Below are 20644 nucleotides of genomic sequence, written 5' to 3' on the forward strand. Positions count from 1 at the left end.
GCAAACATGGAAAAAATTACCGATATATCAGCAGAAAAAAGCCCCAAAATCGGGGCTTAATGGAGGTGGGATGCTGTAAGGTGGGAAAAATTGAAGTGAAAAAATTATGGTGCTACAGTCACCGTAATTGTGTTTCCGCTTGCATAAGTTCCGGCGGTGTTGTTAGCCGAAAACGTCGCACCAGAGGGCACTAACGAGATATAGACAACCCCACCAGCAGACAGCACAAGCGGGGTAGCACAGGCAATTCCATCGCTCGAGCTGGTCGGGTAGCCGGTCGTTTTTGTCCGGCACGCCAGGGCTACTTGGACGTTATCACTGCCGTTGGCAATGGTTACGCTACTTGGGTATGAAAACGTGGTCAGTGACTGTGACGCTGTGCCGCCATAGACGTAGTAATGGATGGGGACCAGAGAATATGTGTAAAAATTGGGGTCGCCAGAGGTGTAAGCTGTCTGCCCTGCCACTCGTCCGATTTTCAGCGTTCCGCCATAGCCGCTCATCGTCAATGAAGCCATGGCCGGCATCGCCGAGAGCGTGAGAACTGCTATAATCATCATTATTCGTTTCATAATTAACCTCAAAAATTAGTTGTATTCGCCGTCAACAGTTCCGTAACCGGTGTATGTTTCGCTGCGGCGGACCCCTGTTAAATACCCGCCAGACGCGATAGTTGCTGGATTTACACCCCAAGCGACATATAGAGTTCCAGACGTCGTGGTTACGGGGTTGGCGGCATTACTGCCGGAGATAGCGGCGGCGCAGGATACCTCGGAAATCCGAAAAATCGGTGTCCAGCCAGAGACCAGGGTTAACGTGTCTCCACGATTTCCGGCCAAAGTTGTTGGAAATGTGATGATAATTTGCATTGAAGTGGCGGGGTTGGCGGTTATCGTGGCGCAGCCCATGGTCTGATTGACCGTGCTGCCGAACATCGCCGAAAAACTTTGATTTGTGAATGCGCCGGTGGACGTTGTTGTCAGCGTCTGTGTCATCGACCATTGTTGAGTATCTGTGATAGTCAACGGCGTTGTATAGGTGACAGTCAAGCCCTCGCTCAACGTGACCGCCTGGCAGGCCGTTGCGGCAAATATCGTCAACATTAATGTGATAATCAGCGTTTTCATCATAATATGGCTCTCAGTAGTAATTTGCGTTTATCTGGGTGGTTCCGGTATATGCGCCGGTTTGATTGTTTGAATCGAACGTCACGCTCGTTGGAAATAACGCAATCGCAGTCGTTGACGACGTTGGCGTCAACGTCGAACAATCAGAACCAGCCGTTTTACTGGCTGGATAAGTCCCACCGGCCGCCCATCGGCATACCAGAGTGACGGTGGCCGTGCCATATGGCGAGGCGGAATTTGTTAAAACGACGCTGTTATCCCACATAAGCGTCATTAAATAACCGTATCCGCTGGTCATCAAAATTTGGACCGGCGATGCCGTGACCCAGCCACTTTCCGTGTCACTGTGCGTAAGTGTGGAGCCGTCGGAGCCGAGCCGAAATGACATATCCGCATTTTTCGTCAACGTTATCGGATATCCGTTAATAGTGAACGTCATCTGTGATGATATAGCACCGGCAAACGCTGCACTGGCGCTCATAATGACCGCTATTATGATTATAATTATGACTTTCACTCCGCATGTCTCCATGATTATTAATACGTTGCGAGTGGCAGAAAAATTACCGCTGCTCCGCAAAATTATTGATAAGCCATCGTAAAATTGGCGCCCCCGCTATACGCCTGCGGCTCCACGCTGGTGATTTTTACGTCAAGGCCGATAAACCGAAACGCGACGTAACGTGTGCCGGAAGCAGATAAAGTCAGCGAACTGCCAGCGTCCGAGGTGCGATTCCCGAGCTGAGATATAGCATCAGCACATGAAATTGAAGAGCTTGCGTCCTGGGCATAACCGGAATTCCATTGGAGTGCCATGGTCCCGCCATGGCTGCCCGCCAACGACGTGGGAAGAGAAATAGAATAAATAAAGGATTTACTCGGGTATCCAGACATCTGAATGCAGCCCACCGTTTGCTGTGCTGAAAGGGTTTGTGATGCGTCAAAATCTGACGAACTGCCGTTGATACCAACACTATTCCACGTCCCTGAAGTCGAAGATGAGTTACGATACGAAGTGCCGCCGGTCCTGGTGAGCGCGAGGGACCAAGGGGTTTCAACTGTGATTGAAATCGGCGACATGTACGCTATGGTTATATTCCCCGAACCGCTGCCAGCGGTGGTCGCCGCATGTGCTGAAACAACCGAAAATAGTGTAATTGCGAGTATTAATGTAATTATGCGTTTCATCATAAAGCCCTCAATAATATTCAGTTCCAAGGGTTGAAGCACCGGTGTATTTCCCGCCGTTGGATGGTGTGCTGGAAAACGTGATGGATGTGGGAAATAGCGTCACATAGGAGTTTTGTTGAGTAACGGTATTGACCCCACACGCCACTCCATCGGTTTTCGAAAGCGGCTGGGATGTCGACCCAAAACGACATAAAACCGTTATGGTTGCTGTGTCTGCACCATTGCTAAGGATAATCGTCGGCGGGGGGATTATGTTCATCTGAATGTTCCAGTCGCTGGTAATTCCAAATTTGGCCGGCGTGGCTGAAAGCCAAGCCACATCGGTATCCGCGAACGAAGTCTGTCCGAGCGGTGAAACGTTAACGCTCATGTCAGAGTTTTTGGTCACTGAAAAAGCCGGCGCTGAGACGGTGACGCTCATCGGCATGGAACCAGTCGAAGCGCATGCTGCCGAAGCGGCCAGCATCACGCCGATAATAATTGAAATTATGTGTATAATTCGTCCCATGGTGCGCCTCAGTCAGTTGTAGCTCAACGTTAGCATTGATGCTAACGAGTAGTTTTGAGGAAGATTGCTCGAAAAACTAAGTGTCAATCCAGAAAATTTGTAACTGATGTATTGGACTCCGCCGGCAGCCATCGTGCGAGTCGAAACCCATGTTGAGTAAGCCTGAGTGAGCGCATCTGCGCAGCTCACGGTCGATGTCGATGCAACAAATGTGTTCGCTCCAAGGGTGATGGTTCCGCTTTTATCACCGCTCATCGAAGTCCAAGTGAGACCGGAAATCGTGTAGCTCATGCCTCCCTGGCCGGTGACTTTAAAACATCCTGGAGTTTGTCCATTTAGCGGGGCAACTGTTCCCCCAAATTTGGTGGTCGTCAAACTGAGGTCGGCATTACTTATAGCCGCAGCTCCATAGTTTCGCGGATTCCAAAACTGCAACGGCAGCGACCAGGGCGTTATTTCGGTGATGCTCAATGGTGATGAATATGTCATAGCCACGTTGGCGGTCTGAGTTGCCGCAAACGAAAATGCCGGAATTAACAAAATTGTTATGATAATCAATAGCTTTTTCATGCTTTCACCATGTCATGTAATCCAGCGTTGCCGTGCCGGCGCCGGAGTAGGTGCCAGCAGTGTTCGCAGTGCCGAACGTTACTGAAACAGGAATAAACGAAAAATAAACTGCGTTACAGGTCTCACCGGATGAATTTTGATTGTAAAACACTGAACAATCAACACCCATGGTTTTCGTCGTCGGAATGCTCCCAGATGCAGCTCGACATACGAACTGAATATTAGCTGGATTACCTGAGAGGGATGCCGAAGCATTTAAGGTTGGAGATAGCGTCACGCTGGCGGAGGTGCCATTACAGTCAGAAGAAACTGTATAAATTAGCGGGCTTGTTAGGGACCACTCGGCATCAGTATCTGCATAAGTATTTTTGCCGGTAGCATTTGATTTTATGGACAGGCTCATATCAGCATATTTGCTCACAATAATCGGCGAACCATAGACCGTAATCGAACGATTAACAGTGCCGGTATAAGTGCTGGCATCCGCCGAACCGGCGGAGAACAGGGCCGCGACGAGTGCCGCGGCTATGGAAAATATACGTTTCGTCATGGTTTATGGCTTATCGAGAAATTTGACGATGGTGTTCGTGTCGGCGGTTCCGGTTGCAAAACACTGAGGGTCTTGCGAAGCCGAAAAACCAGCAGCAATCGCATCACCGATTGGGTTTACGGAATTCGAACCGAACTGGCGGTTGAATGATTTGCATACAGCATCAGGCACGTTAGTCAAAACTGCCGTGCTCTGCACTTTTCCGGTGATATCGGCAAAAGTGGTTGTATCAAGAGTATAAGCAGTCCCAGCGACGCTGACTGCATGCGCATTCGGCGTAGGGACCGCGCCTGTTTTGGGGAACAATCCTGCGCTCACAAAATTGCTGAGAGCAGTAATTCCAGTGCCTTTTTTGTCGTAATATTGTGCTTCCGCTTGGCAAAACTGACGCATATCGTCCATTACGCTGATAGCAGCGCTATCACTGTTGGATTTGCTTAACGGATTGCCGAAAAATGCGACAAGTAGACCGATTATCAGTGCTATAACTACCAGCGAAATCAGTAGTTCTACCAGAGTAAATCCCTTGTTATTGCCTTTTTTAAACACTTTCGTTTTCATTGTAATTCCCTCCATTACATTTGCAGATGCAGTGTTACTGAAAATTTATTAATACGTTTGTGCTATTAGTGTAGCTGTCATACAGGTCCAACTCATCCGTTGTGACCTCAGTCGGAAACAGATAAATCCAAAAATCCCCAATGGGGTCAATCGTTTCTCCGCAGTCCATTCCCTGGTGCCGGTTTGCCATTGGAGCGTAACCCCAGCGGCAGGTGTATTTCATCTGTGCCGTTCCGGCGGCTCCCACCATGGTGAGTGGGGTGTTGCTGATGTGCATTTTTCGGCCAGTTTCAGTGACAACCTTTGCAACCACTGGCGTCGATGAAATCCAAGCCTGGTCAGTGTCTGCGTAGTGTGTGTCGTGCCCGAAGCGGCGGTCAATCCTGACGCTCATCGTGTTTTGAAGCATCTCGATTTGGATTGGTGTCACGATAATCAGCTCACCCCGAATTGGCAGCGTGCTCACGCCGGCCATGGCAGCAGCCGGCATGAGCATAACTGCGAAGAGTATGTGTAAAATCAAGCTCTTCATTGGTTTACATGTATTCCATCGTCAAGTGGCCGTTGTTAGCACTGAATGCGCCCTGACCGGCCGCGCCGGCTGCCAGAGTTGCGGAGGTCGGGAACAGATACACTGAAAACGAATACCCCACCGGCGTGATAGACGTTCCGCAAGCGGTACCGTCGGTGGCCGAGGTCAGCGGCGGGGTTTCGGTCCAACGGCAAGTGGAATTCAGGGTGGCTGTATTGCTACCGTTGTTGAGCGTAAGCGAGCTATACAAACCGCTGACGCCAATGGCCTGACCAGGGTTCGACACAAAGTCGATGCGGACGGGCGTGCTCGACAGCCAGGCTGCGTCGCCGGCGGCAAAATCGGTGACAGCTGGATTTAGGCGAGTCAAATTGACGCTCATAGAATTCTGAACCACGGTTGCCTGGATGGGCGTGGTCACGTTGACTGCGGCGTTAAATGATGTATCCGTAGCCATAGCTGAGGCGGCGGAAAGGGCCAAAATTGCTGCTACCAATGCTGTAATTCTCATTTTCATGTGTTTGTTGCTCCTTTTTTTTAGGGTATGCGCGGTGCGCTAATTGGTAATACGTTGCGGCGCGGAGAAAAATTACTTGTGCTTCGAAATTTTTCCTTCAATGAAATTTTTCAGTTCGCCTCGCGTAGTGCCTATACGATTTCCGCCAATACGCCGTAAAAATGGGTATTTGCCACTCCGAAACCAGGCGTATAGCGTTTGTCTTTCAACCTGCAAAACTTCGCAGATGTCAGTAACGAAGACCACTTCCAGCCCATCAGCATTGCTTTTTCTGTTTCTCATTTTATAAATCCTCCGTGTCAGAAATAATCAATCATCTATAATTAATTGTTACTCAAAATGTATACTGTGTGCAAGTAATTATTTACAAATAATAACGTAATATCAATATGTTATTATGATATATATTACAATATGTCACATAAAATAACGCTGGCTGCGATATTTTTGATGATTTAAAAATAATGAAAAATTTCCGCGTGGCTGCCGATTTTGAAGAATCCCCTCCGCGCGGCGCTGGGGCGCCGGAATTAGAACCTGAATGAGCCGTAAAAACGAAACTGATAGATGAGGTAGCGATGATTTAGCGCTTGATTGATGGGGCTGTGCTGCTACTCTCGGGGCTGGAATTTGAATTCCTCCGCCTATTCGGAGGCATATGTAGCCTCCGAATAGAGGTAGCGGGCTTTTGGGGGGCCGGTTAGTTGCTAAAATCCGCCGAGAGGTGATGCGGATAATGCTGGTTCTGGCGGGGTTTCTTCCACATGTTGTTGCTTACGGCAAGCTTTTAAAGAGGCTTCAAAATAAATAATTATCAGGACTGGTAAAGGACCGAGACTTTTTTCTGATGTTGTTCGAAGCGGAGCGGAGACAATATCAGAAAAAATGTCATCGGTCTGCGGGGGAGGAGTGATTTCACCATAGGGGAAATCAGCTCCGTAGGGGGCGCTAGCAGCCCCCGTGATGGTTGCCGAAGGCAACTAAGTTCTGGCCGCAAGGCCAGCATTCATCTGCTTTTTGTTAAATTAAGCGATTTTAGCTCGATAGAGCGCATAAATTTCAAAACCAATGGGGTAGTGTGCTTCAATCGGAAATAACGCCAAAAATGACCTGTAAGCGATTTTTACGATGTATTTATCTATCGGATGTATAACACTCGGAGAGTTGGTTTTGTAAGCGAAGCCCTCGCGGGTGGCGCCGGAGTTTTTTGGGCGCCGGAGTTATAGTCTTTTATTTTTTATCTTTTTTGATAAATCTTTAAAGCTTTTATAATCTTGTAAAACCCGCGAAAACGCATAAAATAGGAGTTCACAGACTTTTCTGTTTCAAATTCGTCGAACTTTTTCAGGCGATTTGTTTCAAATTCGTCGAACTTTTTGTTTCAAATTCGTCGAACTTTTTGATTTGTTTCAAATTCGTCGAACTTCGCAATAAGAAGCCCCGCAAACCTTTATAAATTAAAGACTTACGGGGCTATGTTTTTCGAGTTGTTTCAAATTAGTCGAACTTTTTACAACCAGAGCTGATTATCTTGTTTCAAATTCGTCGAACTTTTCCAGAGCTAAAAAAATACTTCATGCCCTCCCTCAGTCCATGCTTGTTCAATACTATTTTCGATATAATATTTGCGCGGATACAGCACTGCATCTGGTGCCAATTTCGGATTTTTGCAGTAATAAAATCTCTCCTCTTTAAAATTTGGGCGATTTATCGGGGGAGCTATCGTTACCTGCGCCGGTATTTTATCATTTTTATTCTTACGGCTGCCACGAGTTGGACATAATTTATCCTTACCAACATAGTAAACGTTGGTTTTTCTATATGGACGGACGTGGAATTTCAGAATAAAACCCATCTCTTCAAGCGTTTTTAGAGCTTTTTTTAGCTTAAATCTGAGCGTTCTTGTTTCCAGAGCATATTGTTTCACCGTCACATCATAGGCTGCCATATCAAGCAAATTTTCGTTTTTCGGACGCTTCGGTTTTGTAAGTCCGAGGTATGAAAATATGCGTTCTTCAACAACGCCTTGGCCAGCGAAGTGTTTTTCATTGCCTTCAACAAATAACGCCAAAGCTTTCAGCAGCGGGGTCCGCAGCTGTTGAATTTCGCGATATCTAATGAGCAGTCGGTTCGATTTGCAGTGTTCGATAAAATCCTCATCCCAAACCAACACGTTTTTATCGCCATAGCGGTCGTGAATAGCTAATATTTTCATCATGCGAATTTCGCTCGGGTATTTTTCGCCGTTGGCAAAAATCAGCTTCCGTGCGTTCAGCCCCGCCAGGTGCCACAATGCATCATCTAGGAGGCGATAATTTGCCCCGTTGGGTTCCAGACCGGAATACAAACATAACTGCCGGCGGGAGGCGGAAACCGTCAACGACCCCCGCTTTCGCTCTTCCATAATGCCAGTTTTCGGGTTTTTGACCGACACGTTGTATGTTTCGGCACGCTGCACCTGGCCTTTGCGCTCCATCTCCTCAAAATGTCTTAAAGCACCCAAAAATACGTCGAGGTGCTTATAGGTAGGCATCTCGCCATTGACCTCCCAGTAGCCGCCAGTGCATGGAATTTTGATATCAGACCGCCCTGGTTTAAGCCGGAAAAATCCGGCGTGCGTTAGTTCGTAATCAAGCGCGACATATTCAACCTTCTTATCTTTTCCCATATTCAAAAACTCCTTATAATGTGCTTTATGGGTCGGCTTGGTCAGGTGGGGTGTTACGAGTCGGCTGGGGTCTATGGGGAAGGGGGCGGCGGATCGCCGCCCCCTAGCTGGCTTAATTGGCTTTTTTGGCTTTTTTTGATGTCTTAATCATTACGACTGTCTCGGCATTCTGATAGTACGTGTTTTTCCAACCAAAATTAGATAGATATGAGTTTGGCACATACTCACCAGTGGTGTATTTTCTGTAACCAGGAGACGTCCTCGAAACGATTTTATTCTCTTTACCTTTGCTCCACCATAGCCATGCTGCCGCGCGATGCTGTTTGCCTGTGTAATCTCTGCCTCCGAAAACCCTTTTTCAATAAATTGCGCTTTCATAACTTCACCCTCCTGCCGCGTCACGGGTCGGTTTGCAAATTCAAACCGTTGCCCTGCATCTCCAACCTATGTATACAGTGTAACACAAAAAATGCGTTTGTCAAACAAAACATCAATAAATACATATAGTTATCTATCATGTATTTTGTGTTTTGTCAAAGAAGGGTGCCACCACACCACGCTTATCAGCACGAAAAAAAATATTTTCATGGCCCGTATTTTTTTTGATAAACGGTGAGTTGAACGAAAAAAACTGCCGGAAAAACCAATGGAAGGATGTTATGTCGGATTTTAGTAACTAATCACCGCCAAGCCGTGTCTGAAAATAGCAACTATTTCCCTCACGGCATGTCGGATTTTAGCAACTATCATTTTACGAAGATGCGCAGCCAGCGTGGTTTTCAACGCCGAAAGGCGGAAGAAACTAAGAAACTAATAAACAACCCCATGAAGCACAAAAAAATAAAAAACCCCTTGTTTTAAAAAAACGAACAAACAACCCGCACCCCCGAGCCAGATATTCTCGTATTCTCGCGGAGCGCCACGGGTTTTGCCCGAAAAGCCTCATTAAACCTGCATCAGTGTTACTCTCGGCTTGCTGTATGGGTGGGTCGAGCGCGCATGCCATCCCCACGCCGAGACCCCCTTCGGAACGAACGCACATGCCATCCTGCTTGCGAGTTCCCACCCGTAAAACCGCGCAGCTACCGTTATTTTCGCCGGTTCCCGCCTGCCGCCTTTCGCACTGACAGTCATGGTCTGACTCCGTATTTTCGTATACGGGTTTCCGCCGAAGAAATCTGACAGTGCTTTTGTGGAAACCCGCCTCGAGTCGACGCACATGACAGTCAGATCCGCCGGCTCCCCTGCCGGTGGTAGCTGCGCATGACTGTCATCTGCAGCTACTTCGGCTGTCACCCCGCACTGCGCTCATCTTGCCGTCCTTTTATCAGCATGCGCGAAAAGCAACTGTCAGTGCGTCTCCTGCCGCCTCCGGCGGGAGACGGGCGTGGTGGATGGCATGCGCACCGTCTCTGGGGTGGGGGAACTCGCAAAGGGGATAGTATGCGCGTTCGTTCCCCCACGGGGCGGGTCTCGGCGTGAGTTTGGTATGCGCGCTCGACCCGAGCGGGGCCGCCCGAGGGATAGTATGCGCGCGGCTACGGGGTGGGGTCTCGCCGTGGCTTTGCATGCGCGTTCGACCCCCAAGCTGGAGACAGGCGTTGATGATGACATTTGCGCTGTCTCGGCGGGGTCTCGCATATAGCACTGTCATGCGCGTTCGACCCGAGGCAAGTCGCTGCTGGCGGCTGGGGCCGCCGAGCGACGAAGGGGGAGCGCCCGCTGTGGCGGGCATGAAGCAGGCTGTCAAAACCACAAAAACCCCTAGCAGCGCACAAACAAAAATCCCAACAACCGACCAAAACGCAGTCATGCGCGCGGATGTTGGGTTTGTCTGTGCTAATCATCAATCAGAGCATTAATCATATCAACCAATCAAAACAGCGAAGCAAATCAGCAAAGCAGTCTAACCATAAAGCCACTCCCGTATAGCCTGCCTGCCTGCCCTTTCATAAAGCCTAAAAGCTGTCCCCTTAAAGCATACAAGCCGGTCCATAAAGCATCGCACCTCATAAAGCCTGCACGCCGTTCCATAAAGCATTGCACCCCCATTCAGCATATTCCTGCCTCCCCATAAAGCCCGTCTCACCATTAAGCATCGCAGTCCCATAAAGCGCCATTGCGTCAACTAAAAAAATATCCAGTCGCCGGTAATTTTTCTCCGTGCTGCAACGTATTAAACAATAGAGACACACGCGAACACCACCGAAATAATAACGGAGAAAACATGCGGCTCATCGACAAAATCAAGCAGTCATTCATCAAAATCGGCTACGGGGGGCGACGAGTCTACGTCCGCCCGATGACCCATATAGCAGTCAGTGCGGCTGACGCAGTGTCAGGCGACATGCAAGACGTTCTTGAAACCGGCGGTGTGATTGACGCTCGTGACTACATGGGCCTTATCAGCGCCCCCTACATCTACCAACTGCGCGTGCGAGCAATAGATAGGTATATCAACGACAACTGTCCTGTTTACGGCGATTACGAGCAGCGCATTGCCGAAAATCTGCTCATAAGGCTTAACCAGCTCGGATGGGCGCGTCGGTACCTGCGTATTCCCCATCAAATCCGCTGTGAGCACGACGAAATGGACATTCTGTTTAGCATGCGCGCGCTGGTGCGTCAGCAGAAAATCATCAAAATCAGCGATTACCTGGGCCTTAAATCCCGCGCCCAACTTTACCGTATGCGCGCGCGGGTACTGGCCGAGGCGGTGGCCGAGGGGCTGATACCAGCCAACCAAGAGCGGACAAAATTGAGACTTATAAAAAGTAGGCAGGAAAACGAGGAATAAGAAATGTTCGGATTTTCGAGAAATAAACAAGCGCCAGCGCCGGCACAACAGTCAGTACCCCCCGTAAACGGGGGATTGCCGAACGATGTGCGCTCGAAAGTCGAGATTTGCATCGGTATCAGAAACCCCGAGGTCATCCCGTGCGTCGAGAAATTCATGACAGTCTGCGGTGGCCACCCCGCTTCAATGCGCCATCATCACGCACAGCGCGGGGGGCTGTTCGTCCATTCAATGGACGTGGCATTTCGCATGGTAGCACTGAGCAAAACCGGAGATTGCGACGAAATGACGCGCATAGCGCTGTTTTTAACGGGAATGCTCCATGACATCGGCAAGGTTGGCTATTACGGCGTTGAGACCAATGGCTACTACTATCATCCATTGTTGCTGAATGGATGGCGGCAGGATTGGGTATCAGACGGAAAGACATCTGACCGCAATGGCGAACAGCATCGCTGGCTTTCGGCGTTGCTGATGTATCAGTTTTTGCCTGAGTTTTTTCTGAAATCCGTGGAGCCGTCATTGTTGGCTGAGATGGTTGAAGCGGTGGTGAACCACCACACCGACCGCGTCGCCGATTCGAAAATTGCACTTCTCCTCAAAAATGCTGACGGGGCATCCGCCGCTGAGGCGACAGGAGAAGCAAACAGAAATCAGGTCGTAGATATTAAAACTGGCCAGAAACCGGCTTTACCGGTGTTGCCGTTGCCGTCAGAGGTCCAAGAACAATCTGCGGAAGATGCTAATCGCGAAGGTCGAGATGAAGCATTGCGGTTTCTCGGATTACTGAAAATGCAAATTTTCAACGGGGCGTTCAAATGGCAAGAAAACAAGCAATTCTTTATATTTAAAGAGCTTAACGCTATCGGCATTTTGAACCCCGTGCAGTGGGAAAAACTCCGTGAGGCTTACATAAACGAGCTTAAATACAGGGTCAGCGACGCACTAATTGTCGGCATGCTTGATAGAGCCGGCATGGTCCAGATGCGCGGAGAAAATGGGAATGAATTTGCCTACTGGAATATCCGTAAAGCCAGAAAAGACGGGTCTTTCAAAGATATTCGACTTAACCTCATTATGCTCAGATTGGATGAAGTTTTTAACACAGAACAGATTAATAGGTTTCAGGGCGCGCATCTCGCGCCGGCCGGCGAACAGCCGGTGGAACAGCCGGCGTTGGCGCCGGAAGCGAAACTAGAAGAGGAGGGCAGTATTTATGATGAATGACATCAGATTAATGGACATCAGATATCAACTGATTGAAATAGCCGAAACAGCCGGATATGTGAATTCTTCAATGCTGGCACAGTTGCTAAATTCGGCAGCGCGTGAACTATCCAAACGCAGGATTTATCGCATGAGAACAGCTGCTGAGGTGCTTCGCGATGTGACCAACGTGAATAAGCATATACGGTTTGCGCGATTCATCCCGAAGAAAGATTTTCCGAAAATTAGTGCCGGCGGGGAAATTATAAAAGCCCAGGATGTGTGGGTACCACTGTTTGGTCCTGATAAAGAAAATGGCATTGATATAGGTATTGATATGAAGGGGGTTGAAAATGGGATTGATTAATTTCGTTGCGGCAAAAATTGCCGACAGGATTGAAGCTAAACAGCAAACCGCCGGAAATGAAGATATTTCAAAGGGCGGGGTTGTGCTGGGGGAAGGCGAGTGCTTGACTGATGAAGCTATTGAGGGTCTCGTTCGACCAATCGTGATTTCACAGGGAGAACTAAACCGTCACGTCTATATTCTCGGCTCAACGGGGTGCGGGAAAACGGTGCTCCTGCGCGAGTTTGCTTATCAGCTCGTCAAAAATGGCTACGGATTGTTTTATATCGACGGCAAGGGCGGGCCAGGCACCATCGAAACATTCCACGACATCTGGCGAGCGTGCGTTAAATTTGGGAAAACTGACAAGTTTGCTTTTGTCTCACCCGTCAAGTCGCCGGAATACTGTGAGACCTCGGCTACCTGGAACCCACTTTTGGTTTTCTCGAAAGAGGAAAAGGTCGCTGTCCACGATGACGCATTTAAGCGTTCGAATAATGCCAAGGCCGAATGGTATGAAGACTTAAAAATTGACGTGATAACCAAAATTATGTCGGTTTTCGAGCTGACTAACATGGGGTACACATATTTCGACATTGAAGCAGCCCTAAGCGGCCTTGCCGGCGCCGAGGAGTTGTTGAAGTTGTGCTACAACGATGCCGGAGAAATCATAGACCAGAATGTCTATATGGATACGTTTAATTATGTTGAGGAATGGCGGGTCAGCCCCCGCGATGCCCTGAAAAATTATAAGGGCACACAAATGCTGATGCGTGCTCTGTGCAGTGACCTGCTTGCTCCCCTATTCTGTTCTACGTCCCCAAATTGGGACCCCGAGACGGCGCTGCATCAGGGGCAAATCAGTTTTTGCTATTTCCCTGTTATGCTCAATCGGAGAATGATGATATGTGCCATGAAAATGCTGGTTGCATCGCTTAAATTGGCGCTTGCTCACCTTCAAGCTTATTACGGCAGAGCGGTCAAGATGGCGTTGATTATCGACGAATACAACTCGCTGGCTGACGGCAACCAGCTCGACCTGTTCAATAAAGCCCGCGACGCCGGCTTGTATGTGATTGTCGCCCATCAAACCCAAGCCGACCTCGCGCAGGACATGGGGAGTGAATACTTCGGTAAGTCTTTGTTCAGTAACACGACCGTGAAAATCATCATGCAGATAAAAGATATGGACACTTGCGAATATTTGGCGAAAAACTTAGGGACACTGCCAGAATCGCCATGGAGCAAGCTACCACTTATTGGGGCGCTTTTCGGCGAAGAAAAATTCATTGTTGACCCAAACCTGCTGAAAGGGCAGACCAAATTCCGTGATGGCGGGAATACGGTCGGCGGGTTCATTGCTGACATCGACGGAAAAATATGGAGATACACGCCGAACAAAACCCGCACTCCGGCATTCGTTACCAGAAGCAAAATTAGGATTGGTGTTGATATTCCAAAAATACGAGCCACTTATGAGCCAGCTCGGGTCTGGGAACCCCTCGATTTCTCGAAGCGGGTATTTGAGCGCACTCATGCGAACGTTACCCCTGCTGGCGCAATGAAGTCATCGCCAGCCAAAGGCGGCGGAAAAACCCAGCCGCAGAAAAAGGATTATGGTCCCATAAAGTGGAACTGATATAGCTGTGAAGTGGCATGAAAATAATGGTCGGGCAGGGGGCAAACTCCTGTCCGATTTTTTTCTTTTTATCGACTTTGTTTTGAGGGGCTGGATGGAGGGGGAGGGGGTTGTTTTTTAGTTTCTTGGTTTCTTTGTTTCTTGTGGGGTTGAAGGTTGGAGATGGAGGCTGGTGGGAGTTTCTTGGTTTCTTGGTTTTTTGGTTTCTTGGGGGGTCCAGGTGGTGTGATTTTTTTGTGCTATACGCGGTAATTTTTCCAGCGTTTGCAACGTATTACATATGACACGCGGCGAGACTCTGATTCTCCATATTTTCGCCCCTACATCAAATCAGGAAAGATGAAATTCGATATGACAGTAGATGAGACACGAATTCTGTAAATGGCTCACGAGGAAGCAACAAAATGAAGCTCAATAAACGCTATATATCCGGTCTGGCAGACAAATACGAGCTACCCCAGGCACGGGTATCCGAGACCGTGCGCGGAGCGATTGAGACGTGTCTAATGACAGTGACGCACCTCGATGTCAACGTCAAAATGGCCGACGATGAGGTGCTGATTTATGCCTGGCGCGATAAAGGGGATGACGGCATTAAGCATGTTGATATTGACCCTTCTCGGCTGGGTCGGAGGTTTATTCATTATGTCGCTCAATCCATAAAGCAGTTGCTTACCCGCGACGCCGCTTTGGAGGCATATGGGAATTTGGCTGAATGGAAACAATCTATTATTCTCGGCACCATCGACCGTGTCGAAAGGGATGCTGTGACTGTCCTGACGCCATTTCCAGGCGGGTATGTCTTCATTGGGCGCTGTGATAAAAATTGCTTATTGCCCCACGACCTGAAAGAACTGCGGGCTGGCATGAAAAGGTTATTTTACATCAACAATATCAGCACAGTAGATGAACACGGAGTGCTGCGGGTCGATATTGTCCTGAACCGCCGGAGTATTCACCTTCCGGCACTGGTCATTAAATATTTTTGCCGTGAAGCAGGCATAAAGATGCCCACTGTGCGGGTTTTTAAAAGAATTGCGGGGGCAAGGTCGGAGATTACCATCGACCGGCGGATACCTGTTGAAATTTTGAAAAAGGCAAGCGACGAGCTGCGTGAAGCTATTCGCATCATCAAACCAGCGGGGCGTGGAATCCAATCTGACCAACGCAAGCCCGCTGCGACGGACATAGAATCCGTCGCAAGGGACGGAGGCGTTCAAGCCGGAGTCCCTATGGGTCGAGCCTGCGGCGAGACCCTATAAAAAGGAAAAAAGAAAGAAAAGAAAAGGAGAGGGGTTATGGAAAAGAAACTAATTGAAAAGCGTAGGGCGATAGTATCGGATTTTTCGAATAATGTCACAGCTATCTACGATATTATCATGGATGGCTGCGAGGCGCACGGCGACAGCGAGTATCGTTTGATGTCGGAAATTGCTGCTATTGTTCACGGCGCCATCGACTGCACTGATGACGCTATATGGGCGTCGGCCGGCGACTTGTTTGATGTTGTGGATGTAACGGTCAGCCAGCGCATCCAGAGCGAGCCGGAACGCGAAAAAATTCTGCGGATGTTAGCAGATGTGCTCAGAAGTGCTGGAAACGACGTAATTTCTAGCCGCCAGCCAATGGCGGCTTAATCACCGAAATCGTCACCAAAATCGTCAAAAATTTCAAAATCTCCGAAGACCTGTTCGGCATATTTTTCGTCGTCTATTTCAACCGGCTCCGGCGGAGGGGGCACGATGCCGACCAGCGGCCCGAGGCCGTTGAGCACATCAACGCGGTCTGTGATAGGACGAATTTGAGCAAGGTATCTCTCAGTTGTAGATACGTGAGCGTGTCCGAGCAGCTTTTGGATAATTGTCACTGGTGTGCCGCGGTCTTCGAGGTGCGAGGAAAACGACCGCCGCAGGGTATGAAAAACGATGTCTGAATTCTCTTTAACTCTTGTCTCGCCTTTTTTCCATTTTTTTCTGATTCCCAACTTGTCCAACAGCCCCTCCCAAGCCGTCCTGTATGCGTTTTTCGGAGGTTTCATGGTGTCAGGCATGTAAAATACATAGTCACATCTTTTATTCTTGAAGCGCGCTTCAAGAACTTCTTTAAGAGGTTCTGACATCGGTATTATTTGAATAGCCTTGCCCTTGCCCTTGGGCGGCGCGTAAATCAGTTTCTGTTCAAAATTGACAGCACTCCACGGCATTTTTGTAATGTTGCTTTTTCGCAATCCCGTTAGCAGTCCAATCCGAATAACATCATATAAATCAGGGCATTGCTTTGATTTTTTAGCTGTCTCAAGGATTTTGATAATATCAGCTGCCGAAAACGCCCGCCGCCTAAGCTGTTCTTCCGTTAATTTCCTATAACTGTCTGTTTCGTCTATTATTTTATAGCTGAGTTTTGGGAAATAACCGGTGTCTCTGGCATACTTCAGCATAACTTTTATGTGGCTCCGGTGTCGGTTCATGGTTCCAGGTTTAACGCCTTCGGCAATCTGCTTTCGTTGGTATTCCATGAGGTCGGAAATAGTCAATAAATATAACGGTTTGTCAATCCTTTCGCCGTTCTCGTCAGTATTGGGGCAGTAAAATCTGGAAAATTTATTGAGTATCGTTTTTCGGCTCTCGAAGGATTTCAATTCGCCGGCATCGGTGGATTTATAATAAATATTCTGTAAAAAATCTAATAATCCGCATTCATTTCTGGCGATATGCTCGTAATGCGCTGCCAGCTCAGGATGTTTGATGACTAGCACCCTATCGCGCTGCCGCTGTAATAGGGTTTTAGCAATCTCAACATCGGTAGTTCCGGTGCTTACTCTCTTCTGTTTGCCGTGCTCGTCAGTCCACATTATCCACAGGATATCACTCGTGCGTGTGAAAATTCCCTTAGGTAGCTTAGATTGTTTGGCTTTTTGGTTTTTCGGGGTTTTTGAGGCCGGTTTTTTCGAGGCAGAAGCGGGAGATTGTTGCGCTGGTTGCGATGTTTTCGTTGTTTTCGGCATATGAAAAACCCTCCTCGGAAACGATTTCCAAGGAGGGTTATCACAAAAATATCACATTTGGTCAATCAGATATTTTTTAAGGTTCTCGCAAACCCTTGATATTGGCGGAGAAGTAGGGATTCGAACCCTAGGAACGAGTAAACGTTCACTTGATTTCGAGTCAAGCGCCTTCGACCACTCGGCCACTTCTCCAAAAATGAGTGCGTACCCTATCCTAATTTTGTTCAAAACTCAAGCCCTAGATGGCGGCTGGCGTCGAGAAGCCTTGCACGTTGTTTGTCATATTAAAAAATTGACAGATCGTAAGATGGGTATCAGGATTAATGGCAATCGACCCCGAGCCCACCCAAACGTCTCCTCTTGCATAGAGAAGAGCAGAAGAAAGAGGGCCGGCTCCGGCCGCCACCGGAAGGCAACGCTTGAAATAGTTCCTACGTTGCCGATAAAGATACTATATCGATCACAGGGAGGCTATCAATGCCGCTGGCTCAACTTTCACCCGCTGTCATTGTGGGGAACCCGACAAACCTCAATCCACTGGCCCAGGCGAACAACACCGCTACGGCGGCGGTCGTCGGCACCATAGCCCAGAAGAACACGCAAAAGGCAAAGAGCGATTCAGTGACCATTTCGCGGGAAGCCATGGCAAAGGCTGCAGAGGCCGACGCCCAGCACGGCAGCGGCAAGGATGCCCAGACCAAAGATGCGGCCCCACAGACTAAGCCCCGCTAAGCCCTCCAACTCTCCTTTCGTATCGAGTGTGCTGACGGATTCCAGATTCGTTACAGTATACTACGCTCCTTATCATGGCTTGTTTTGCTTGGATTGCACCGGTCTTGATTGCTGTTTTCGACCGTTGTTGCTGACGTGTCCACACTCCTGTCGGTTGCCGTGGCGTCTCCGGTTTCTCTCCCTTTCCTTCCGCCTGGCCGCAGCCAGCCATCCACGTCGGCAACGCCGACCGGCGCGGGGACAATGTGCTTGGGGAGCCGTAGGATCTCGGTTCCCTGGGGTGGTTGCAGTTCGTGGTACAGATCCACGGTGCGGCGCAGGTAGCTCTTGGAGAGGTGCAGGGGGAGCAGGTAACGTGGCGCCAGGCGTCCCGCCAGACGGTTCAGGTCGCCAGTGGTGAGATGGTAGGAAGCCCGGGCCTTGTGCACATCCGCTTCCAGAAAGGTGCACTCGGCACAGAGTAGCGTCAAGCCTCCCATGAAACGCTCCATGACGGCCACGTTTTCCCTGGTCCAGCCGACGTCTGTGACATAGCCCAGGGAGGCGGTCGTCTCCTGGGCGCGGATGGCCTCGTACAGGGCTGTTGGATCGTCGGCCGGTTCTTCCCTCGATCCTTCTCCGTCCCGCCGGGTGACCAGCACCTCATGCTGCCCGTGACCTTTCCACACCCTGGTCTTCAAGTCCCGCAGCCACTCGCCGGCTACCAGCCCGTGGGCCTCCAGCTTGGCGGGGTCAATGGTAAAGTGGGGTTGTTCGTTGGCCCGGAAAGCCAGCACCGGCAGCTTGTGATCCAGTATCTCGGCCTCGACGGATAGGTAACGGCACGCCCAGATCTCCCGGCCGATGCGGGGTTCTTCCCCCTCACAGGTGCCTATGAACCGGTCTGGCCCGGGAAAACGGTAGTGGAGGATGCGGTCGGCGTGGACCTCGTGAAGCCGCAGGGTAAACCAGGTCGGTTCGGCCAGATTCCAGTCGTATCCCCCCAACAGATGCTGGACCCGTTCGGCGATGCCGGGTGGACCGAAGACGTCCAGAGGGCGAGGGGATGCGTGGTGGTGGCGCACCAGGGTGGGGAGCCCCATGATGTGATCCATGTGGGCGTGGGTGATGAAGACCGCTACGATGGGTTTGACGACCCGCTTGGCCAAGTGGGCGATCTGGCCGCAGTCGAAGAGCAGAGCCCGTCCCATGGGACGGATGCGCAGGAAAATGAGCGGATCATCCAGCAGGCCGCCGAAGCAGGCAGGCTCGCAATAGCGGAATGGAAGACGATGGTTGCCGCTGACCATGGCTGTTCAACACCTCCTCAGGGGCCCGGCGCTGTATCATGTCACTCCGGGGACCCCATCCTCTGTTTCCACATACCTTTTCACCAACCTCCGCTCCATAAGGTAGCGTACCCCCAGGGGAATGACAACAGCGATGAAAATGATCCCGCAGCCCAGCCATTCGCGGGCCGAGAGTCGTTCACCCAGGATAAAGAAGCCGGCGACCAGGCTCCAGACCGGGTCGAGGGTGTAGATGAGCCCGGCCCGGGTGGCGGTGACATAACGCTGGTAGGCGTTCTGGAGGGTGAAACAGAACACGGTGGGGAACAGGGCGCAGTAGGCCACCGACAGGAGGGCGGAGCGGTGCAGCGTCACATGCGGCAACGGGAGCAGCAGGGTGATGCATCCCGCCATCAGGGATGCCGTGGCAAATTGCACCAGCGAGACCAGGTAAACATCGTCGTCCCTCAGCAGTTTGGAAACGGCCACGACCTGGCAGGCGATCATGAGGGCGCAGAACGTGGAGATCAGGTCGCCCCGGTTGAACCCCTCACTGCCGCCGGTGGCCAAAAGCCAGATGCCGACTGAGGCCAGGATGATGCCGGCCAGGTTGATGCGGCCGATTCTATCGCCCCAGACGATCTTTACTATGAACGGAATGAATAGAACAAACAGGTTGTTGAGGATTCCGGCCCGGGAGATGCTGGTCCCCTGGACGCCGAAGACAAAGCTGATGTTGGTCAGCCCCAGGGTGACACCGACCGCGGCGCCGCGCCACAGGATCTGCCGGTTGAAATTTTTGAGCCGGCGGCCGGAGACGAACAGCATGATCATGGCTGCCAGGCTGAAACGCATCAGGACGAAGAGTGGGGGCGGGATCTCTCTCAGGCCGATCTTGGTGAAGAGGAAGCTGCCTCCCCAGAAGAAGGTGGTCAGGATCAGGATGAAGTAGACCTGTCCCATGGCGGGCTTTTGGGGAGAGGTCACGGCTGCGTCCCCTCTCCAGCCCCGAGGGACCGGGTTGCCAGATAGCCGGCGATGATCGGCAGATCGGCCTCGGCCCAATCCAGGACGAGCATCTGCTCCGGTTTCAGCCAGGCCACGGCCCGGTGCTCGATCAGGGTCACGGTGCCGTCTTCGGGGGTGCAGACAAAGGGATAGAGCGTGACCGTGAAGGCTTCATAGGCATGGGTTGCGACCGGGAGCGCCCGGCCGACGTTGATGCCGATGGCCAACTCCTCCCGCACCTCCCGGACAAGGCAGGCCTCGGGCGTTTCGCCCGATTCCAGTTTCCCGCCGGGGAATTCCCATTTGAGGGGCATCTTCATGGTTTCGCTGCGTTGGGCGGCCAGGGTCCTCCCATCATGTTCGATAATGGCGCAGGCTACGTGGATATGAGGTTTCACAGGATTCGCTTTCATTCAGTGC

General features: G+C 50.4%; 24 protein-coding genes and 1 tRNA gene. 7 read left to right on the plus strand and 18 right to left on the minus strand.

Annotated elements, in window-relative coordinates:
• Positions 1-104 precede the first annotated feature (104 nt).
• From ET418_RS16925 to ET418_RS16985, 13 genes are all read right to left on the minus strand, one after another.
• Complete coding sequence (locus ET418_RS16925; protein ID WP_149309650.1) at positions 105-572, minus strand: hypothetical protein; 468 nt, start codon at positions 570-572, stop codon at positions 105-107.
• Between the two features lie 15 nt (positions 573-587).
• On the minus strand, positions 588-1130 hold the full coding sequence (locus ET418_RS16930) for a hypothetical protein (protein WP_149309652.1): 543 nt from the start codon (positions 1128-1130) through the stop codon (positions 588-590).
• A 10-nt stretch (positions 1131-1140) separates the two neighbouring features.
• Positions 1141-1644: a hypothetical protein gene (locus tag ET418_RS16935; RefSeq protein ID WP_149309654.1), complete on the minus strand. Its 504-nt coding sequence runs from the start codon at positions 1642-1644 to the stop codon at positions 1141-1143.
• 65 nt (positions 1645-1709) lie between these two features.
• Entirely contained in the window at positions 1710-2345 is a 636-nt protein-coding gene (locus ET418_RS16940) for a hypothetical protein (protein ID WP_149309656.1), read from the minus strand.
• On the minus strand, positions 2326-2826 hold the full coding sequence (locus ET418_RS16945; RefSeq protein WP_149309658.1) for a hypothetical protein: 501 nt from the start codon (positions 2824-2826) through the stop codon (positions 2326-2328). Before ET418_RS16945 ends, ET418_RS16940 begins: the two co-directional genes overlap by 20 nt.
• A 12-nt stretch (positions 2827-2838) precedes the next feature.
• Positions 2839-3396, minus strand: a complete 558-nt coding sequence (locus ET418_RS16950) for a hypothetical protein (protein WP_149309660.1) — start codon at positions 3394-3396, stop codon at positions 2839-2841.
• Between the two features lie 4 nt (positions 3397-3400).
• Entirely contained in the window at positions 3401-3946 is a 546-nt protein-coding gene (locus ET418_RS16955) for a hypothetical protein (protein WP_149309662.1), read from the minus strand.
• 3 nt (positions 3947-3949) lie between these two features.
• Entirely contained in the window at positions 3950-4507 is a 558-nt protein-coding gene (locus ET418_RS16960) for a type II secretion system protein (RefSeq protein WP_188055666.1), read from the minus strand.
• Between the two features lie 34 nt (positions 4508-4541).
• Positions 4542-5039 carry a hypothetical protein gene (locus tag ET418_RS16965; protein ID WP_149309665.1) on the minus strand — a complete coding sequence of 166 codons (498 nt, stop codon included), beginning with the start codon at positions 5037-5039 and terminating at the stop codon, positions 4542-4544.
• A gap of 4 nt (positions 5040-5043) precedes the next feature.
• A complete protein-coding gene (locus ET418_RS16970) occupies positions 5044-5556 on the minus strand; it encodes a hypothetical protein (protein WP_149309667.1) in 513 nt (170 codons plus the stop codon).
• A 72-nt stretch (positions 5557-5628) separates the two neighbouring features.
• On the minus strand, positions 5629-5838 hold the full coding sequence (locus ET418_RS16975; protein WP_149309669.1) for a helix-turn-helix transcriptional regulator: 210 nt from the start codon (positions 5836-5838) through the stop codon (positions 5629-5631).
• Positions 5839-7117: 1279 nt separating this feature from the next.
• Complete coding sequence (locus ET418_RS16980; RefSeq protein ID WP_149309671.1) at positions 7118-8224, minus strand: hypothetical protein; 1107 nt, start codon at positions 8222-8224, stop codon at positions 7118-7120.
• Positions 8225-8374: 150 nt separating this feature from the next.
• The gene (locus ET418_RS16985) at positions 8375-8602 is read right to left on the minus strand and encodes a hypothetical protein (RefSeq protein WP_149309673.1); all 228 of its coding nucleotides are present in this window, start codon (positions 8600-8602) and stop codon (positions 8375-8377) included.
• A gap of 1849 nt (positions 8603-10451) precedes the next feature.
• Between ET418_RS16985 and ET418_RS16990 the strand changes: the two genes are divergently transcribed.
• The 6 genes from ET418_RS16990 (at position 10452) to ET418_RS17015 (ending at position 15849) form a co-directional block, all read left to right on the plus strand.
• Positions 10452-11021: a hypothetical protein gene (locus tag ET418_RS16990; protein WP_149309675.1), complete on the plus strand. Its 570-nt coding sequence runs from the start codon at positions 10452-10454 to the stop codon at positions 11019-11021.
• A 3-nt stretch (positions 11022-11024) separates the two neighbouring features.
• Positions 11025-12248, plus strand: a complete 1224-nt coding sequence (locus ET418_RS16995; protein ID WP_149309677.1) for a TraI domain-containing protein — start codon at positions 11025-11027, stop codon at positions 12246-12248.
• Positions 12238-12594 carry a hypothetical protein gene (locus ET418_RS17000; RefSeq protein WP_149309679.1) on the plus strand — a complete coding sequence of 119 codons (357 nt, stop codon included), beginning with the start codon at positions 12238-12240 and terminating at the stop codon, positions 12592-12594. The genes ET418_RS16995 and ET418_RS17000 overlap by 11 nt, the downstream gene beginning before the upstream one ends.
• Positions 12581-14212, plus strand: a complete 1632-nt coding sequence (locus ET418_RS17005) for a type IV secretion system DNA-binding domain-containing protein (RefSeq protein ID WP_149309681.1) — start codon at positions 12581-12583, stop codon at positions 14210-14212. Before ET418_RS17000 ends, ET418_RS17005 begins: the two co-directional genes overlap by 14 nt.
• 404 nt (positions 14213-14616) lie before the next feature.
• Positions 14617-15474 (plus strand): hypothetical protein, encoded by an 858-nt coding sequence (locus ET418_RS17010; protein WP_149309683.1) that lies wholly within the window; start codon positions 14617-14619, stop codon positions 15472-15474.
• A 36-nt stretch (positions 15475-15510) separates the two neighbouring features.
• On the plus strand, positions 15511-15849 hold the full coding sequence (locus ET418_RS17015; RefSeq protein ID WP_149309685.1) for a hypothetical protein: 339 nt from the start codon (positions 15511-15513) through the stop codon (positions 15847-15849).
• On the opposite strand, the gene ET418_RS17020 is transcribed toward ET418_RS17015, so the two are convergent.
• Together ET418_RS17020 and ET418_RS17025 are read right to left on the minus strand one after the other, a co-directional pair.
• Positions 15846-17216 carry a tyrosine-type recombinase/integrase gene (locus ET418_RS17020; protein WP_149309687.1) on the minus strand — a complete coding sequence of 457 codons (1371 nt, stop codon included), beginning with the start codon at positions 17214-17216 and terminating at the stop codon, positions 15846-15848. The two genes, ET418_RS17015 and ET418_RS17020, sit on opposite strands and share 4 nt — an antisense overlap.
• A gap of 102 nt (positions 17217-17318) precedes the next feature.
• Positions 17319-17408, minus strand: a tRNA-Ser gene (locus ET418_RS17025).
• A gap of 285 nt (positions 17409-17693) precedes the next feature.
• Between ET418_RS17025 and ET418_RS17030 the strand changes: the two genes are divergently transcribed.
• On the plus strand, positions 17694-17948 hold the full coding sequence (locus ET418_RS17030; protein WP_149309689.1) for a hypothetical protein: 255 nt from the start codon (positions 17694-17696) through the stop codon (positions 17946-17948).
• 50 nt (positions 17949-17998) lie between these two features.
• Here ET418_RS17030 and ET418_RS17035 read toward each other — a convergent pair whose 3' ends face one another.
• The 3 genes from ET418_RS17035 to ET418_RS17045 are packed head-to-tail and all read right to left on the minus strand — an operon-like array spanning position 17999 to position 20637.
• Positions 17999-19237, minus strand: coding sequence for an MBL fold metallo-hydrolase (locus ET418_RS17035; protein WP_149309691.1), 1239 nt, complete (start codon positions 19235-19237; stop codon positions 17999-18001).
• Positions 19238-19273: 36 nt separating this feature from the next.
• Positions 19274-20203, minus strand: a complete 930-nt coding sequence (locus ET418_RS17040) for a DMT family transporter (protein ID WP_246153139.1) — start codon at positions 20201-20203, stop codon at positions 19274-19276.
• Entirely contained in the window at positions 20200-20637 is a 438-nt protein-coding gene (locus ET418_RS17045) for a (deoxy)nucleoside triphosphate pyrophosphohydrolase (protein ID WP_149309693.1), read from the minus strand. The genes ET418_RS17040 and ET418_RS17045 overlap by 4 nt, the downstream gene beginning before the upstream one ends.
• Positions 20638-20644 lie beyond the last annotated feature (7 nt).

Origin of the sequence: Oryzomonas rubra, assembly GCF_008369015.1 — a bacterium.
GTDB lineage: Bacteria > Desulfobacterota > Desulfuromonadia > Geobacterales > Pseudopelobacteraceae > Oryzomonas > Oryzomonas japonica.